Raw genomic sequence first — 14,114 nt, 5'->3', positions numbered from 1 at the left:
CAACTGGCCGCCTTTTTCTTTTGCCGTCGCGTGTCAGAGACCGGCGGCTTTCGTGAGGTTGATCCGGAACCGATCCCGCCGCCGCTGATACCGGCGCGTCATCTCCACAGAGGCATGGCCGAGATGCTTTTGGATATAGCGCTCATCCACGTCCGCCGAACTCGCCAACCCCGCGCGGAGGCTGTGACCGGAGAACAGGGCGAGCCGCTCTTTCTCAGGTAGCTCCGAACGCAGACCCGCTTTCAGAACCGTCTGCTTGATCAACCGCGCGACGTGTTTGTCGCTGAGCCGATCGTCCAAAGCACGCTTGCCATCGCGCGAGGTGCGGACAAACACCGGCCCGAACCCGATCTTCGCGAAGTGCAGCCATTGCTCCAACGCATGCACAGGACAGGTCGCGTCACTCGACCCGCGCCCGATTTCGACCTCGCGCCAGCCGGTCTTGGAATTGAGCGTGAGCAGCGCGCCTTCCTCATAGATCGTGACCCAACCGCCGCTGTCCCCTGTGTCGTCCTTGTGCACGTCGAGGCAGACGATCTCCGTGCGTCGTAACCCGCCCGCATAACCCAAGAGCAGGATCGCCCGATCCCGCAGCCCGCGCAGGTCATAGGGCAGGGTGGCGACCATGGCCTGAATGTCCTCGGGAAAGATCGCTTCCTTCTGCATCGGTGGGCGCGCGTGTTTGCGTTTGATGCCCGCGAGGATACGGGCGATGTGGCGTTCCTTGCGGTTCAGGGAAAGGCCGCGCTGCGCGTAGTTCCAGGAGAGGCCGGAGAGGCGGCGCTCGATACTCGCCACGGTCAGAGGCGGGGTCTTGTCCGACGGATGCGCGAGGTCGGTGAGGTAGAGGCCGATGAGTTCCGGCGACGGGGGCAGGGGGTCCGCGCCCTTCATCCGGCACCAGCGCGAGAAATGCGCCCAGTCTGCGGCGTACGCCTTTGCGGTGTTCTCCGCGACCGTCGCCTCCGCATAGGAGCGCGCAGTTTCCACAAGCTGCTCAAGCGATCCCGATCCCGCCACATGGTCGGGCAGGGTGATTTCTACGTCTTCGTGCGGTGGGTTTTCCGGTGTTTTGGCCATATTTCGGAGCCTATAACCATTGTGTCCGATAATGCAAATGTATTGGACATGACAGGATCGTAAAAAGTGCGGCGGTTTTGGGTGTATTTTCTGGAAGAAAGCGCCGTGGTGATTTAGGCTCCGGTCATGAAAATGACTCCGCCAGACATCGCATCAGACCTGACCACCATAGCGCCTTTGCCGCGCTGGGTCACCGCGCGGCGTGCGGAAACCTTTGAAGATGTGGCTTTTTTGTCGGGCTATGCCCTAAGCCATCTGCATCTTGTGGCGGCACGGCCCGAGGTGCCCCATGCCTTGTTGCGGGATCGGTTGGCTTTGCGCGCAGCAGAGGCCTGCGCGGGGCTTTCGGGGCGGTTTGAACGGGCGGCGGAGTTGCGGGACACCTGCCATTTGCTGCGTGACGGCGATCTGCCCGGACCCGCGGGGGAGATGTATCTCTCTTGGCGGCGGGCGGTGGAACGGCCCGTGTCCCCGCGGGGCCTGCACCGTGCGTTGCCTGACGTTGAGGCGATGGATGTCGCGGTGTGGCTCGATGCCGGAGAGGGTGCGCCGCTCCGACGCGCGGCGGCGGTGTTGGAGACGGTTCTGACAGAGCGCCCCCGCGCGCGGGTCGCGGCGTTGATCATGGCGGAGGCGGCCTTGGCTCAAGCGGTGGGGGCGACGCATGTCCTGCCGTTGCTCGCGCTCGGCCTGAAACGCGCGGATTTCAATGCGACGGGCGAGGCGTTGGTTGAGGCCTGTCATCGCGCGGTGATTGCCGCCGTGCCGGAGGTTCTGACCCTTGCCTCTGATCTCTCCCGAAAAGCCGCGCATCTCTCTGCCGTCGCGCCAAAGCTCCGCGCGAAAGGGGCAGGGGAGGCGGTCGAGATGTTTCTGACGCAGGATGCCGTGGCCCCGACTGCGCTGCCGTTGCCGGATCGCGCGGCGCGGCGGTTGTGTGATCGGCTCGTGGAGTTGGGCGCGGTGCGCGAACTCACCGGACGCGACACCTTTCGGCTCTATGGGGTGTGAGCGATGGCGCAGGACCTTGATCGAGAGCTGAACGACCTGCCGCCGGATTTGCGCTGGCGCGAATGGATGCGGCGGATCGAAGCCGTGCTCTTTGCGAGCGCCAGGCCTGTCCCGCGCGAAGACCTCACGCGCGTGGTGGGGCAGGGGGCGTCAGTGGATCTGTTGATCGAAGACCTCGCCGCCGATCTGGAGGGACGCGCGTTCGAAATTGCGAAGGTCGCGGACGGCTGGATTTTCCGCACGCGCACCCAATACGCGCCGGTGATCAAAGCGGCGGCGGATGTTGGGGATCAGCTACAGGACCTGAGCGAATTCGACATCGCGGTTCTCGCCGCCGTCGCCTATCACCAGCCGATCACGCGGGAGGGGTTGAAGGATATTTTCGGAAAAGAGATTAGCCGCGACCTGATTGGCCGCCTGCATGACCGTCACCTCATCGGCACAGGCCCCCGCAGCCCGCGACGGGGTGCGCCATATACCTTCGTGACGACAGAGACGTTTCTGGTCGCGTTCAGCTTGGAAACGCTCGAAGACCTGCCGGATCGTGAGCAGATGCAGGATGCGGGGGTCTCAAGATAAGTGCCCCGGGCGCCGGAGTGGGGGAGGAGCGCCCGGAGCAGGATCAGGTCAGCTCAGCTTTCGAAGGTATACTTCGAAAGCGGCATGGACCTGATGCGTTGGCCGGTCAGGGTCGAAACGGCGTTGGCGACGGCCGGCGGAACTGCGGGCAGGCCCGGTTCGCCGATGCCACCCATGGGGGCACCGCTCTCAACGATTTTGACGTGAACGCGCGGCATCCGGTCCGGTGAGAGGATCGGATACATATCGAAGTTGCGCGCTTTCGGCATGCCGTTCTCGTAGACGGATTCTTCCAGAAGCACTTGGGACAGGCCCAGAGCGACGGCGGAATTGACCTGCGCCTCGATGATCGCTGGGTTCACGATGCTGCCGGGGTCGATGGCCTGCCAGATGTCGTGCACCTTCACTTCGCCACGGTCGATGGAGACCTCGGCGATGGCGGCGGTGTGACTGCCAAACGGAGAGGCCATGGCGATACCGCGTGCGCGCATCGTGCCGTCCTCTGCCTCAAACGGTCCGCGTTTCCAACCGCCGGACAGATCCGCAACGGATTGCAGGAGGGTCTGAAGGCGGGTGTTGCCCTCAAGCAGTTTCATGCGCATCTCGAACGGGTCTTGGCCGCCCGTATCGCCGAGTTCGTCGAGGAAGGACTCATAGAGGAAGTCGTTCATCGAGTTCCCGACAGAGCGCCAATAGGCGAGCATGGTCGGGTTTTCGACGTAGACCTGCGCGATGCGGTGGTTCGGGATGCCGTAGGATTTGCCCGACAGACCTTCGACGGCGGTGCCGTCCACGCTCTCGGGATTGCGGCCCCAGATGCCTTCGGTCGGACCCTCGGTCGCGGAGATGGCTTCGAGTGCGACGGGCATACCCGTGCTGTCGAGCGCGCCTTTGAACCGCACGGCTGCCATCGGGCGGAGCGGGTCGCGGAGGAACTCTTCTTCGCGGCTCCAGATCAGTTTGACCGGACGGCCCGTTTCCTTGGCGAGTTGGATCGCCTGCGGATAGGGGTTGGCGTGCGGATAGAGGAAGTGACGCCCGAAGAACCCGCCGAGCATCGGGGAGTGGATGTTGATCTGCGACGCTTCGAGGCCGGTCATCCGCGCAATCGCGCCCTGAAACTGTTCCGGTGCTTGGTTCGGCATCCAGACATCGAGCGAGCCATCTTCGTTAAACCGCGCCGTGGTCGAGGGCGGCTCTAGCTGGCCGTGGTTCACATACTGGCTGTGATAGGTGGCTTCGAGGGTGGTTTCGGCCTCTGCAAACGCGGCGGCAACATCGCCTTCGTTCTCTGCGTCCATGCCTTCGCCGGTTTCATTGGCGAGGCGTTCGGCAAAGGCGGCGGTGGAGAAGTCGGCGGGCATATAGCGCGCGGTCGGATCGGCGTCCGCGCCGGGTTCGTTCCACTCGACATTGAGCGATTCCACAGCACGACGTGCGGTCCACCAGCGTTCTGAGACGACGGCGACAGCGCCCGGCAGGGTGTGGATGGAGATCACGCCGGGCATGGCGGCGACTTCGGCTTCGTTCACGATGGAGCCGACGGTGAGGCCGAGGCGCGGGGCGTGTTGCACGGCGGCGTGGACCATGCCGTCAACTTTGGTGTCGATGGAGTAGACGGCCTTGCCTGTGGATTTTTCATAAACGTCGAGACGTTCGACCGGCTGACGGATCCAGCGGAAATCGGCGGGGTCTTTGAGCGTGATGCTCTCCGGATCCGGCACCTCAAGATCAAGCGCGGCGTCAGCAATCTCACCATAGGTGACTGTGCGACCGGAGGCGGCATGGACCACGTGACCCGGTTCGGTCGTCAACTCAGAGACCGGCACATCGAGACGCGCGGCAGCCGCTTCGAGCAGCATCGCACGGGCAAGCGCGCCGAGTTTGCGCATGGTGTCATAGCTCGTCCGCACGGACATGGAGCCACCGGTGATACGCATGGAGCCGCCAACGACGAGGTAGTCAGTTCCGGCAGGGGCGCTTTCGACCACAAACGACGACGGGTCGGCGTCAAGCTCTTCGCCAACGATCTGCGCCATGGCGGTGTAGATGCCTTGGCCGCCTTCGACGAAGGGGCTCAGGAAGCGCACGGTGTTGTCGGGGCGGATTTCGAGGAAGGCCGGAACGCGGGTGCCAGGCGCCATGTTCGCGGCTTGGGCGCGGGCCTTGGTCGGGATGCCGAAACCGAGGACGAGCGCGCCTGCGGTGGCGGTCGTGGTGCCGATCAGAAAGCGGCGGCGCGACATGTTGACCGGTGCGCCGGTCGGGAGGTCTTGAGGTGCGGAAGCGGGACGGTCAAAGGTCATTGCGCGTCTCCTTCGCCACCGGCGAGGTCATGGATCGCGGCGCTGATGAAATTGTAGGTCCCGCAGCGGCACAGGTTCAGCATCGCGTATTCGATGTCTTCTTCGGTCGGTTTCGCGGTCTCTTTGAGGAGCGATGTCGCGGCCATCACCTGACCGGACTGGCAGTAACCGCACTGCGGCACCTGATGCTCGACCCATTTCTCGACGACGCGTTTGCCGACGGGATCGGATTCAATGGCTTCGATGGTTGTGATCTGAGAGCCTTCGACGACTTCGATCGGGGTCACGCAGGAGCGCGTCACAACGCCATCGACCAAAACAGAACAGGCGCCACATTGGGCGACGCCGCAGCCGTATTTCGTTCCGGTCATGCCGAGGTTGTCACGAATGACCCAAAGCAGCGGCGTCTCGCCATCCGCGTCGATGTCATAGGTTTCATTGTTAATGGTAAGTTGCATGGAATCCTCTTTGAAGAAGTCTGAAGACGAGGCCAGAGAGATGTGCGTTATGCGTTTCTTTGTATTCGCCGTGCGCCCGTTGTGGGTGCTGGGTTGTGTGTGCAGGGCCGATCTGTGCCGGCGTGACTGCTTACACATGATAGTATGGGGCGCGGGGCTTTCGACATTTAGGGGGCTGGGGCGTATAGCACTTATGGTCCAGATCGATTAATCGACCGGAGTTTTTGCCGCTTTTCCTGAAAAAACCGAGACTTGCGCGGAGCGTTTCACAAACCCGTGAGCGCCGTTTGGTGAGGCCTGTGGAGAAATCCGTTTGAGTTTCCGGCAGTGCGGGACTTAGGACCTAGCTTTCGTCGGCGCACCGGACCGCGCGGCGAGAGATGAAACGCACCACCTAATTTTCGAGGCAAACATGAAACCCTTAGTGACCTGCCACATGCTCAGCCCGCTTGACGGGCGCGTGGACGTTGCCGAATGGAGCCCCTCCACCGACGCCCCGTTTTCTGACTACGAGACCATCTATTTCGACATCCTGCGCGACCTCGGCGCGCGTGGCTATATCGTCGGGCGCACGACGATGGAGCCCTATGCCGACGGTGACGCGCGTGAACCGCAAGAAGACGATGAGGCGGCGCGCTGTTGCTATATGGCGCAGGACGCGACCGAGAGCCTCGCCGTGGTGGTTGATCCGGATGGCAAGCTGCATTGGAAGAGCGGGATGCTCGACGGGGATCATCTCGTGATGGTGCTCGGGCCGAACATTTCGAACAGCCATCTGTGTGAACTGGCGGAGCGCGGGATTTCCTACATTGTCGCGCCGGAACGCCATGTCGATCCTCTCTGGCTGCTGGACCGTCTGGCACAGGTGTTCGGCGGGGATCATTACATTGTCGCCGGTGGCGGGATCATCAACGGGCACTTCATGCGCGCACATGCGGTGGACCGGATCAGTCTCGTGATTTTGCCGTCGGTGAGTGGCGTGACGGGGAGCCATACGCTCTTTGAAGCGGGGCCGGAGGGGCTTCGCGATCAGGCGAACATCCGGTTCCGCAGCATTGATACGCTGGAGAAGGGCGCGGTGCACCTGTGCTACGACGTCGAGGCGCCGGACGCCTGAGCCTCGGGCATTCATGAGTGGGTCACATAAACGCTTTTTGCAATTCGTGCCTAATCATCCCGAAAGTTTGCCCCATCTAATAGTGTGAGCACCGCTCTGCGGTGAAGCCTGAATAGCGACGGAGACCCAGACGATGAAGATGCACAAGGACCACGAGCTGCTCCAAGGCATCGACGCGCGCCCGCGTGTCGTCTCCGTGTGCGAAAGCGATCTGGCTCTGTCGCCGCTCTTTGCGGGGGAGGCCGACTGTCTCTGTCTGATCACGGGGGTTGAGGGCACGTCCTATCGGCCCGTCGGCGCGGGGATGGCGGTGGCTGACACAGGCGCGCGGTTCGGCAATCTGTCCTCTGGCTGCATCGACGAAGATGTGGCGCTCCACGGGATTGAGGCGCTGCAGAGCGGGGCGGGAAAGACGCTCCGCTACGGCGCGGGGTCTCCGTTTATGGATTTGAAACTGCCCTGCGGTGGCGGTCTCGATGTGACGCTGATCCCGACGCCGGAGCCGGAGGTGCTGTCCTCTATGCAGACACGTTTGCAGGCGCGAACCCCTGTCACGGTGTCCGTCTCGGAAGAGGGCCGACTGGTCGCGGGGGTGGCGGACGGGGCCAGTTTGATCCTGACCGTGAAACCGAGATTGCGGGCGCTCATCTTTGGCAGCGGCGAAGAACCGCGCCACTTTGCCCGTCTTGCGCAGGCGGCGGACCTGTCTGTCACGACCTATCTCAGCGATGCATCCGGGCCCTACGAACATCTCCTCATTGGCAATGCCTGGCCGGAGGGGGAGACGCCCGACGGGCGCACGGCGGTCGCGGTGTTTTTCCATGATCATGATCGGGAGACGGCTCTGCTGTCCCATGCGCTCCGGTCAGATGCCTTCTACATCGGTGCCCAAGGCAGCGAACGCGCGCGCACCTTGCGCAGCTATGCGTTGCAAGCCAACGGGCTGAGCGAGGCCGACATCGCGCGGATGGTCCAACCGTTCGGCTATATCCGCCGCGCGAAATCGCCGCGTGATCTGGCCGTGGGTGTATTGGCGCAGGTCCTCGATCACGGTCGGGCCAGATGACGGAGCGTGTTGAGATGGCATTCGACCGCCGGCTGCTATGGGCCGAGTTCCTGTCGTTCTTTGTGATCCTTCCGATCCTCGTCGCGGTTCTCTTGCCGCCCGGTCGGATGTTCACCGTGCTCGCGCTCTCCACCTGTCTCGGGATCGTGCTCTTGCACCTGACGCCGGGGTTTCAGTGGCGGGAGTTGCTTCAAGGCCGTCGAAGGATTCCGGTCAAGCTCATCCTCGGGGTTGGGGGTGCGACGGCGCTCGTGTCTTGGGGGATTTTGTCGGTGACGGAACCCGCAGCGATCTTTGCATTGCTGCGCAGCAATCCTGCGCTTTGGCTGACGATCATGCTGCTTTACCCGCTCGTGTCGGCCCTGCCGCAAGAGGTCGTGTTTCGCCCTCTGTTCTTCCGCCGCTACGAGAGCATCCTGCCGCACAAACCTGTGGCGCTCACGCTCAATGCTGCGCTCTTTTCCCTCGCGCATCTGCTCTATTGGAACTGGGCGGTGGCGCTCATGACCTTTGGCGGCGGGATTGTGTTCGCGTGGGCCTATGAGGTGCGGCGGTCTTTTCCGCTCGCGGTGATTCTGCATTCCGTCGCGGGGAATGTGTTGTTTACCTTCGGAATGGGCATGTTCTTTTATTCGGGCAATGTCGTCCGGCCGTTCTGATTCAACGCAGGTGAGACGCCCTGCATTGTTGCAGTGCAGTAACGCATAACGGCCATGTGCGAATTGCAGGACTGTTTTACTTGATAAGTTTTTAAACCGCACATAAATAGAGCGCAGTAGAGGGCGACATGAGGAAACTCGAGGCGCTTTTTACCTCCCTGTTGGACTTAAGGCCGAGCTTAGCTCGGTCTTTTTTTTGTCCGCACGTCAGGGCGCCCGTTTTGGCAGGTGCGAGAGACCACTTTGACGCCGCGCCGGACCGTTCCCCCAAGGTAGTCGTTTACGTAAGGACACTTGCACACAGCGCAATGCTGCTTTGCAGCATTGGCGATGGTTCGCAGCGAAGAGATAAGGCATAAAGTAAGGGAAGCTCGTCCTCCTCCCTTGAGCTTCATGGATTTGACGGCAACCCCTCCTCCTCCTCCCTGGGGTTGCCGTTTCCTTCCTCCCCCTCCTCGAAAATCAGAGAAAAGTCAGCAGCGTCTGATCACGTTTGCCCGCTCGGATCAGGCAGGGCCTCTAGCCGTTCTGCGACCATTTCTTGCAACCGCCAGAGATGCGCGTCGTGAACGCCTGCGCGTTCGAGTTCTGTGACGGTGTTGAGCAGGTAGTCCGCCATCGTGCCCACATGTCCGATAGCAGAGGCGAGAATGTCGGCAAGGGTGTCGACGGGTGGCTCGGGTTGGTAGAGCGGAAAGCTCTCATCTATGTTGAAGAGCACGGCCTGCACCACGCCCGCGTCTGTTTCGGCGGCGACGAGTTCGGGCGGCAGGGGCGGTTCCTGTTTCAATAGGCTCACGAGCGCGGCGTGTGGATCGTCGCCAGTGTCCATCCGTAGGGCGACGCCGGAACAGCTCCCGCCACGATCAATGGACATCATGAGGCCCGGATTGCTCGGGCAGCCACGATAGCGGCGATCGAGGATGCAAAAGGCGCGCTGCCATCCTGTGAGGTGTGCCGCGCGGCGGTCGGCCACCTCCATGCGCGGATTCCAGATCAGAGAGCCTGCGGCAAAAATCCAGACCTCATCCTTCGACGCGAGCCGCGCGAGTAGATCGGCGGCGGTGTCTTCGTAGAACTCATCCGGTGGTTCCTGCACGAGCGCGGGTCCGCGTTCGTCCGTTCGGGCGGGGAGGCGGTCGACCAGCGCACGGGTCAGGCGCAGGGTCGGGGTGGTCAAGTCACACACCGTTCAATGCAAGAGAGCCAGTTCTCCCGCGCGAGTTTCGTGAGGAGGGGCGCGTCATAGCCGTGGGCCTTCATCGCGTCGAACAAACGCGGGACGCCGGTCACATCGCCGATCAGATCGGGCAGCACACAGCCGTCGAAGTCAGACCCGAGGCCAACGTGATCCTCGCCGAGCGTCTCGATCAGATAGTCGATATGGCGCAGCATCGCGTCCCATCCGGTGTCACTCGCGGCCTTCCCGTCCTCATTGATATAGAAGGTGGCGAAGTTAAATCCGACCATCCCGCCGCGCTCGCGGATCATGTGCAATTGCCGGTCCGTGAGGTTGCGCGGGCTGGGGCAGAGGGCGTGGACGTTGGAGTGCGTCGCGACCAGCGGTGCGGTCGAGGTCGCCGTCACATCGTCGAATCCTTTCTCATTGAGGTGCGACAGGTCGATGAGGATGCCAATTTCATCGCAGAGGCGGATGAGGTCTTTGCCCTTTTCCGTGAGGCCGGGGCCAATGTCCGGCGTGCCGGGAAAGGCCATCGGAACGCCGTAGCCAAAGATCGTGTCGCGGCTCCACACTGGGCCGAGGGACCGCAAGCCCATCTCGTAAAAGAGGTAAAGACTATCGAGATCAGGCCCAATCGCCTCCGCCCCCTCCATATGCATGACGCCCGCAATCACGTCGTCGGCAATCGCCGCGCGGATGTCGGATGCATTGCGGCAGACACGGAAACTCTCGGGCGCGGCGCGCTCCATCCAGTGCAGCAATCCCGCCATGGTCAGCGCGTCAGGCTGCGCCACGTCGTGAGAGAGCGCCGGCGGCATCGGCATCGCATAGGGCGGGTTCGCCATCGCGGTTTTGAAATCCGGCGGCTTTCCGGTGCTGCGCGGAGGCACAAAGATCGCAAACAACCCGCCAACAAACCCCGCCGCCTTCATGCGGGCGAGATCAAGATGCCCGATGGCTCCATCCCCGAGCCAAATCTCCGCGCGCGGGGCGGGGGATTTCATCAGCTTCAGCAGGAAGTCATTGTGGCCGTCAAAGAACGGAATGGGATCGGACATGAGACGGGCTGCTTTCTGATGTGGGTGTGATCCCCATTTCGCAACGTTGGGGCGCGTTTTTCAAGGATATTCCCTTTGCCTCCCCTCGGAGACGCGGCAATGATGTGGAACGCTTCAAGAGATTTGGACGACCCTATGCACATCTTTCGAAATGCCCGACCGTCGGACGCGGGCCGTTGTTATGAGATTGAAAGCACCGCTTATGAGGGCGACGAGGCCGCGACGTTGGAAAAGATCGCGACGCGGATTGCCACCTATCCCGACGGATTTCTCGTTCTGGAGATCGATGGGGACATCGCGGGCTTTATCAACTGCGGCTGCGCCTATGAGGTCGAGATGTCGAATGAGGCGTTCAAGGAGCTGATCGGCCACGACCCCGCCGCGCCGAACGTCGTGATCATGTCCGTCGTCGTCGATCCCGCACGTCAGGGGCAGGGGCTCTCGACCGCGCTGATGACCGAATTCGTCGCGCGGATGAGGCAGATGGGCAAGGCCACGATCCACCTCATGTGCAAAGAGCACCACGTCCCGCTCTATCAGAAATTCGGGTATACTTACCGACAACCATCGGAATCGGATCACGGCGGGATGGCGTGGCACGAGATGTCGATGGAGCTATGACGCGGCGGGAATGACCTCTGTCACCGCGCCCGCACGGCGGAGCATGGTGTTGCGGTTCAACCAGACGACCACGACGGTCAGGGCAAGGTAGAGCCATGTGTCATAGGGCTGCGCGTCCGGCCAGATCGGGAGGATCAGTTGCCAGTGAAAGAGCATCGGCCACAGGAGGCTGCCGCGTGAGGCGTTGAAGAGCGGGGTCACGAGGACGGCGAGGGTGATGTTGCCGATCAGGAACGGCAGGAAATTCCACGTCGCGAATACGGTGTTGGCGAGGAAAAACGCCGGTAGATGCCAGATGCCCCAGACGGTGCCGATGATCATGCCGGCAAAGAGCGGCGCGACGTGGCGCTGGAGGATTGGTTGGGCGACGCCGCGCCAGCCGAATTCCTCGATGGGGCCGAGAAAGAGCATCATGAAGGTGAGGCTGACCATCGCGCCGAGGCCTTTGGGCGGAAGCGGTGTGAGGAGCGGTCCGCCCTTGAGCAGCGATCCGATCATGTAAACGGCGGGGAGGCCGAGCGCGATGAGGAGCATCCACGGAAGAGGCACGCGCCAGAGCGTCAGGCGGGAGAGGAAGGATTTGAGCCCCGAAACTCCGCCGAACAACAGGACGAGGGTGACGGCGGAGATGCAGGGCGCCCACGTCGCGATAAAGAAGAACGGGTGGGAGCCACTGATCTCACCAAACCGCGCCGTCGCCCAGTCCGGTGCGAGAATATACATGGCGACGATGCCCCATGTGATGCCAAAGGTCAGCGCGTAAAAGCCGATGAGGGCCAGAGACGGAACGCGACGGGTGCGGGTGTTTGAGGTGGTGAGGTCCATGGGATGATCCCCCGGATGGTTGGTTAATCGCGTTTCGGGCTATGCCGGAACGCGGGGTGAGGACGCCTAGGTCGGCGTCGGGTTCATGAAGTGAAAACTGCCCGCTGCTGCGCCGAGGGCTTTTTCAATGATCGTTTGCGTGACGAGACGCCGCGCGCGGATTTCGGATTCGGAAAACTGGAACATGCCGCCGTCGGTGAGAAACTGCGCGCCGGTGAAGAGGAACTGGACGGTTTCCAGCGGGTGTTCGACGTCGAACACACCTTCCTTATTTCCCTGCTCAACCACCTTCGCGAGGATGGGGGACAGGCGGAGGATGGTCTCGATGTTCGTCAGTTCGTGAAGCTCGCGGTTCTCCGGCAGATGCAGCATGTCGGCGACTTCAAGGCTCTCGTCGTCGCCCATGTGACTGTTGCCGAGGAGGGCCTCCATCTTTTGGAGGGCTGTGAGGGTGGGGGTGTCTGCGACGCCCCGCGCCATGGCGACGATCTGGTCCAGCGTCTTGTCCACGATGGCCTGAAGAATCGCGGGTTTGGATTTGAAGTAGTAGTAGAACGTGCCCTTCGCGACGCCGATTTCACGGATGATCATGTCGACGGAGCAGTTGGCATATCCGTGCGCCCGAAACAGCCGCTCCGCCGTTTCGACGATCTCTGCGCGCCGCACTTTCGGATCTTTGACGATTCTTCCCATAGCCATGCTCCTTCTGTCTTTTATACTGACTGACGGTCAGTCAGTCAAGATGTGTGGCAAATCCGGGCGCGCGGCATGTGGTGGGTTCAAGTGAAAAAGGGACGCCAAAGCGTCCCTTCAACTGCCGTCTGCGCGTCTCGAAACGTCACGCAATGAGGCCGAGTTCCTCGTCCGTCGCGCTGCCTGCATATTTGTCTTTCGGCGGCATCGGGCGGGTTTTCCAGTCGGGTTCAAAGACAAAGCTCGACACCGACCGTCCCTTTACCAGTGCGCCGTTGCCCGCGCCGAGGGCGTAGTCGTAGTAGAGTTTGACGATTTCTTCCTTGCTGACCTGATCGGTGGCGGGGTGGGCCATGCAGGCCTCGCGCCACGCGCGAACGCGGTCGTAGTCTTTGCCGTCGGGCAGGTCGAAATCTTCGTAATAGTCGAGGAACCAGAAGCGTTTGAACATCGGGGTGAAGACGGCTTCTGCGAGACCGAAGTCGTCGAACAGATACGGGCCGTCGGGACTCTCATGGGTGAGGAAGTCGTTGATGTCGCGATAGATTGACAGGAGTTTGTCGCGGTGCTCGTCGCGGCGGGCTTTGTCCTGATTCATCACATAGAGATAGCCCGCCATGGTGAACGGGCCTTCGCGGGTGATGAGCATGGATTCAATCGCGTGTTCGACCGGATCGGTCCGGCGCAGCGCGGGGCCGTCCAAGACCTCATCGAGATAGCGGAGGATCACGAGGCTCTCTTTGAGGATGCGCCCGTCCGGGGTTTCCAGCACGGGAAGGGCGGTCGTCCCGCGTGTCTTGGCGAGCAATTCGGGATCGCGCGGTTTGGTGATGTCCACGACCCTGAATTCCACCGCGTCGCTCTGACCGCGCAGCGCCAAGAGGATTTCGAGGCGTTGCGAGTAGGGGCAGATCGGGATGTGATACATGATGTGCTTTTGCGTCATGGCTGGCCTTTCCTCAAAATCGCGTCCGTTGATCGGAGCCTACTGCACGGCGGCTCGATCCGGCAAAACGCATTGTCGGGCGGGCTTCGTTTCATCTCATAACATCTGCGTGACCGACGCGAGGTAAACTTGCGATCGAAATTCCGGCGGGGCTACAAGACCAGAAGCAAGTTACCACCGAGGAGCGCGGATGCTGCGTTACCTTCTTCTTTGTCTGTCTGCTGCGGCCATCCTGATGTCCGCGCTTCTGCCCGCCTCGGCGGCGCAGGGGAGCACGTGCCCGAGCACAGTGGTCATCGAAGACGTGTGTTATGCGCCCGGCGCCGCGGTCCACGTGCACGCGCCTGCGGAGAAACCCTGTTTCACCTGCACGATCACAGCCGCGCAGGACCCGATGACCCCTCGCGATGCGGGGGACAAACTTGCCCTGTCTCTGAGCGAACTTGATCTCGCAGACCGGATTGTGCCGCCGGATTTCCGACCTCCGAGAGCCTGATCTCCATTCCCACATC

The 14,114-nt window shown here is 62.0% G+C and carries 15 protein-coding genes; 7 read left to right on the top strand and 8 right to left on the bottom strand.

The genetic code is table 11. The features are described from left to right. Nucleotides 1-33: 33 nt before the first annotated feature. Nucleotides 34-1,080, bottom strand: a complete 1,047-nt coding sequence (locus LA304_RS07585; RefSeq protein ID WP_224502534.1) for a tyrosine-type recombinase/integrase — start codon at nucleotides 1,078-1,080, stop codon at nucleotides 34-36. A gap of 126 nt (nucleotides 1,081-1,206) precedes the next feature. On the opposite strand from LA304_RS07585, the gene LA304_RS07580 reads away from it, so the two are divergent. Together LA304_RS07580 and scpB are read left to right on the top strand one after the other, a co-directional pair. Further along, nucleotides 1,207-2,091, top strand: coding sequence for a DUF1403 family protein (locus tag LA304_RS07580; protein WP_224502533.1), 885 nt, complete (start codon nucleotides 1,207-1,209; stop codon nucleotides 2,089-2,091). Between the two features lie 3 nt (nucleotides 2,092-2,094). Beyond that, entirely contained in the window at nucleotides 2,095-2,670 is a 576-nt protein-coding gene (gene scpB, locus LA304_RS07575) for an SMC-Scp complex subunit ScpB (protein WP_224502532.1), read from the top strand. A gap of 53 nt (nucleotides 2,671-2,723) precedes the next feature. Here the strand turns inward: scpB and LA304_RS07570 are convergent, their stop codons facing one another. Beyond that, complete coding sequence (locus LA304_RS07570) at nucleotides 2,724-4,976, bottom strand: xanthine dehydrogenase family protein molybdopterin-binding subunit (protein ID WP_224502531.1); 2,253 nt, start codon at nucleotides 4,974-4,976, stop codon at nucleotides 2,724-2,726. Further along, nucleotides 4,973-5,434 carry a (2Fe-2S)-binding protein gene (locus LA304_RS07565; protein WP_224502530.1) on the bottom strand — a complete coding sequence of 154 codons (462 nt, stop codon included), beginning with the start codon at nucleotides 5,432-5,434 and terminating at the stop codon, nucleotides 4,973-4,975. Before LA304_RS07565 ends, LA304_RS07570 begins: the two co-directional genes overlap by 4 nt. 412 nt (nucleotides 5,435-5,846) lie before the next feature. On the opposite strand from LA304_RS07565, the gene LA304_RS07560 reads away from it, so the two are divergent. The 3 genes from LA304_RS07560 to LA304_RS07550 all read left to right on the top strand — a co-directional run bounded on the left by LA304_RS07560 (nucleotide 5,847) and on the right by LA304_RS07550 (nucleotide 8,276). Beyond that, nucleotides 5,847-6,551, top strand: coding sequence for a dihydrofolate reductase family protein (locus LA304_RS07560; RefSeq protein ID WP_224502529.1), 705 nt, complete (start codon nucleotides 5,847-5,849; stop codon nucleotides 6,549-6,551). A gap of 133 nt (nucleotides 6,552-6,684) precedes the next feature. Continuing rightward, entirely contained in the window at nucleotides 6,685-7,617 is a 933-nt protein-coding gene (locus LA304_RS07555; protein WP_224502528.1) for an XdhC family protein, read from the top strand. A 14-nt stretch (nucleotides 7,618-7,631) separates the two neighbouring features. After that, nucleotides 7,632-8,276 (top strand): CPBP family intramembrane glutamic endopeptidase, encoded by a 645-nt coding sequence (locus tag LA304_RS07550; protein WP_224502527.1) that lies wholly within the window; start codon nucleotides 7,632-7,634, stop codon nucleotides 8,274-8,276. 487 nt (nucleotides 8,277-8,763) lie between these two features. On the opposite strand, the gene LA304_RS07545 is transcribed toward LA304_RS07550, so the two are convergent. Together LA304_RS07545 and LA304_RS07540 are read right to left on the bottom strand one after the other, a co-directional pair. Beyond that, a complete protein-coding gene (locus tag LA304_RS07545) occupies nucleotides 8,764-9,456 on the bottom strand; it encodes a gamma-glutamylcyclotransferase (RefSeq protein ID WP_224502526.1) in 693 nt (230 codons plus the stop codon). After that, on the bottom strand, nucleotides 9,453-10,517 hold the full coding sequence (locus LA304_RS07540) for a dipeptidase (protein ID WP_224502525.1): 1,065 nt from the start codon (nucleotides 10,515-10,517) through the stop codon (nucleotides 9,453-9,455). Before LA304_RS07540 ends, LA304_RS07545 begins: the two co-directional genes overlap by 4 nt. Before the next feature lie 135 nt (nucleotides 10,518-10,652). On the opposite strand from LA304_RS07540, the gene LA304_RS07535 reads away from it, so the two are divergent. Then, nucleotides 10,653-11,138 (top strand): GNAT family N-acetyltransferase, encoded by a 486-nt coding sequence (locus LA304_RS07535; RefSeq protein WP_224502524.1) that lies wholly within the window; start codon nucleotides 10,653-10,655, stop codon nucleotides 11,136-11,138. Here LA304_RS07535 and LA304_RS07530 read toward each other — a convergent pair. The 3 genes from LA304_RS07530 to LA304_RS07520 form a co-directional block, all read right to left on the bottom strand. Next, a complete protein-coding gene (locus LA304_RS07530; RefSeq protein ID WP_224502523.1) occupies nucleotides 11,133-11,963 on the bottom strand; it encodes a CPBP family intramembrane glutamic endopeptidase in 831 nt (276 codons plus the stop codon). The two genes, LA304_RS07535 and LA304_RS07530, sit on opposite strands and share 6 nt — an antisense overlap. A gap of 66 nt (nucleotides 11,964-12,029) precedes the next feature. Continuing rightward, a complete protein-coding gene (locus tag LA304_RS07525; RefSeq protein WP_224502522.1) occupies nucleotides 12,030-12,656 on the bottom strand; it encodes a TetR/AcrR family transcriptional regulator in 627 nt (208 codons plus the stop codon). Nucleotides 12,657-12,801: 145 nt separating this feature from the next. Beyond that, nucleotides 12,802-13,602, bottom strand: coding sequence for a glutathione S-transferase family protein (locus LA304_RS07520; RefSeq protein ID WP_224502521.1), 801 nt, complete (start codon nucleotides 13,600-13,602; stop codon nucleotides 12,802-12,804). A 190-nt stretch (nucleotides 13,603-13,792) separates the two neighbouring features. On the opposite strand from LA304_RS07520, the gene LA304_RS07515 reads away from it, so the two are divergent. After that, on the top strand, nucleotides 13,793-14,098 hold the full coding sequence (locus LA304_RS07515; RefSeq protein ID WP_224502520.1) for a hypothetical protein: 306 nt from the start codon (nucleotides 13,793-13,795) through the stop codon (nucleotides 14,096-14,098). Nucleotides 14,099-14,114: the final 16 nt, after the last annotated feature.

This window comes from Celeribacter litoreus, from assembly GCF_020165855.1.
Lineage (GTDB): Bacteria > Pseudomonadota > Alphaproteobacteria > Rhodobacterales > Rhodobacteraceae > Celeribacter > Celeribacter litoreus.
Note: the sequence above shows the minus strand (reverse complement) of the source record. Positions and strands in the feature narration are given on the sequence as shown.

Bases quoted from the DNA above. Each gene is read 5' to 3' on its own strand.
- LA304_RS07560 (WP_224502529.1), top strand. From the start codon at position 5,847: ATGAAACCCTTAGTGACCTGCCACATGCTCAGCCCGCTTGACGGGCGC.
- LA304_RS07535 (WP_224502524.1), top strand. From the start codon at position 10,653: ATGCACATCTTTCGAAATGCCCGACCGTCGGACGCGGGCCGTTGTTAT.
- LA304_RS07585 (WP_224502534.1), bottom strand. From the start codon at position 1,080: ATGGCCAAAACACCGGAAAACCCACCGCACGAAGACGTAGAAATCACC.
- LA304_RS07520 (WP_224502521.1), bottom strand. From the start codon at position 13,602: ATGACGCAAAAGCACATCATGTATCACATCCCGATCTGCCCCTACTCG.
- LA304_RS07515 (WP_224502520.1), top strand. From the start codon at position 13,793: ATGCTGCGTTACCTTCTTCTTTGTCTGTCTGCTGCGGCCATCCTGATG.
- LA304_RS07565 (WP_224502530.1), bottom strand. From the start codon at position 5,434: ATGCAACTTACCATTAACAATGAAACCTATGACATCGACGCGGATGGC.
- LA304_RS07555 (WP_224502528.1), top strand. From the start codon at position 6,685: ATGAAGATGCACAAGGACCACGAGCTGCTCCAAGGCATCGACGCGCGC.
- LA304_RS07530 (WP_224502523.1), bottom strand. From the start codon at position 11,963: ATGGACCTCACCACCTCAAACACCCGCACCCGTCGCGTTCCGTCTCTG.
- scpB (WP_224502532.1), top strand. From the start codon at position 2,095: ATGGCGCAGGACCTTGATCGAGAGCTGAACGACCTGCCGCCGGATTTG.
- LA304_RS07540 (WP_224502525.1), bottom strand. From the start codon at position 10,517: ATGTCCGATCCCATTCCGTTCTTTGACGGCCACAATGACTTCCTGCTG.
- LA304_RS07580 (WP_224502533.1), top strand. From the start codon at position 1,207: ATGAAAATGACTCCGCCAGACATCGCATCAGACCTGACCACCATAGCG.
- LA304_RS07525 (WP_224502522.1), bottom strand. From the start codon at position 12,656: ATGGGAAGAATCGTCAAAGATCCGAAAGTGCGGCGCGCAGAGATCGTC.
- LA304_RS07570 (WP_224502531.1), bottom strand. From the start codon at position 4,976: ATGACCTTTGACCGTCCCGCTTCCGCACCTCAAGACCTCCCGACCGGC.
- LA304_RS07550 (WP_224502527.1), top strand. From the start codon at position 7,632: ATGGCATTCGACCGCCGGCTGCTATGGGCCGAGTTCCTGTCGTTCTTT.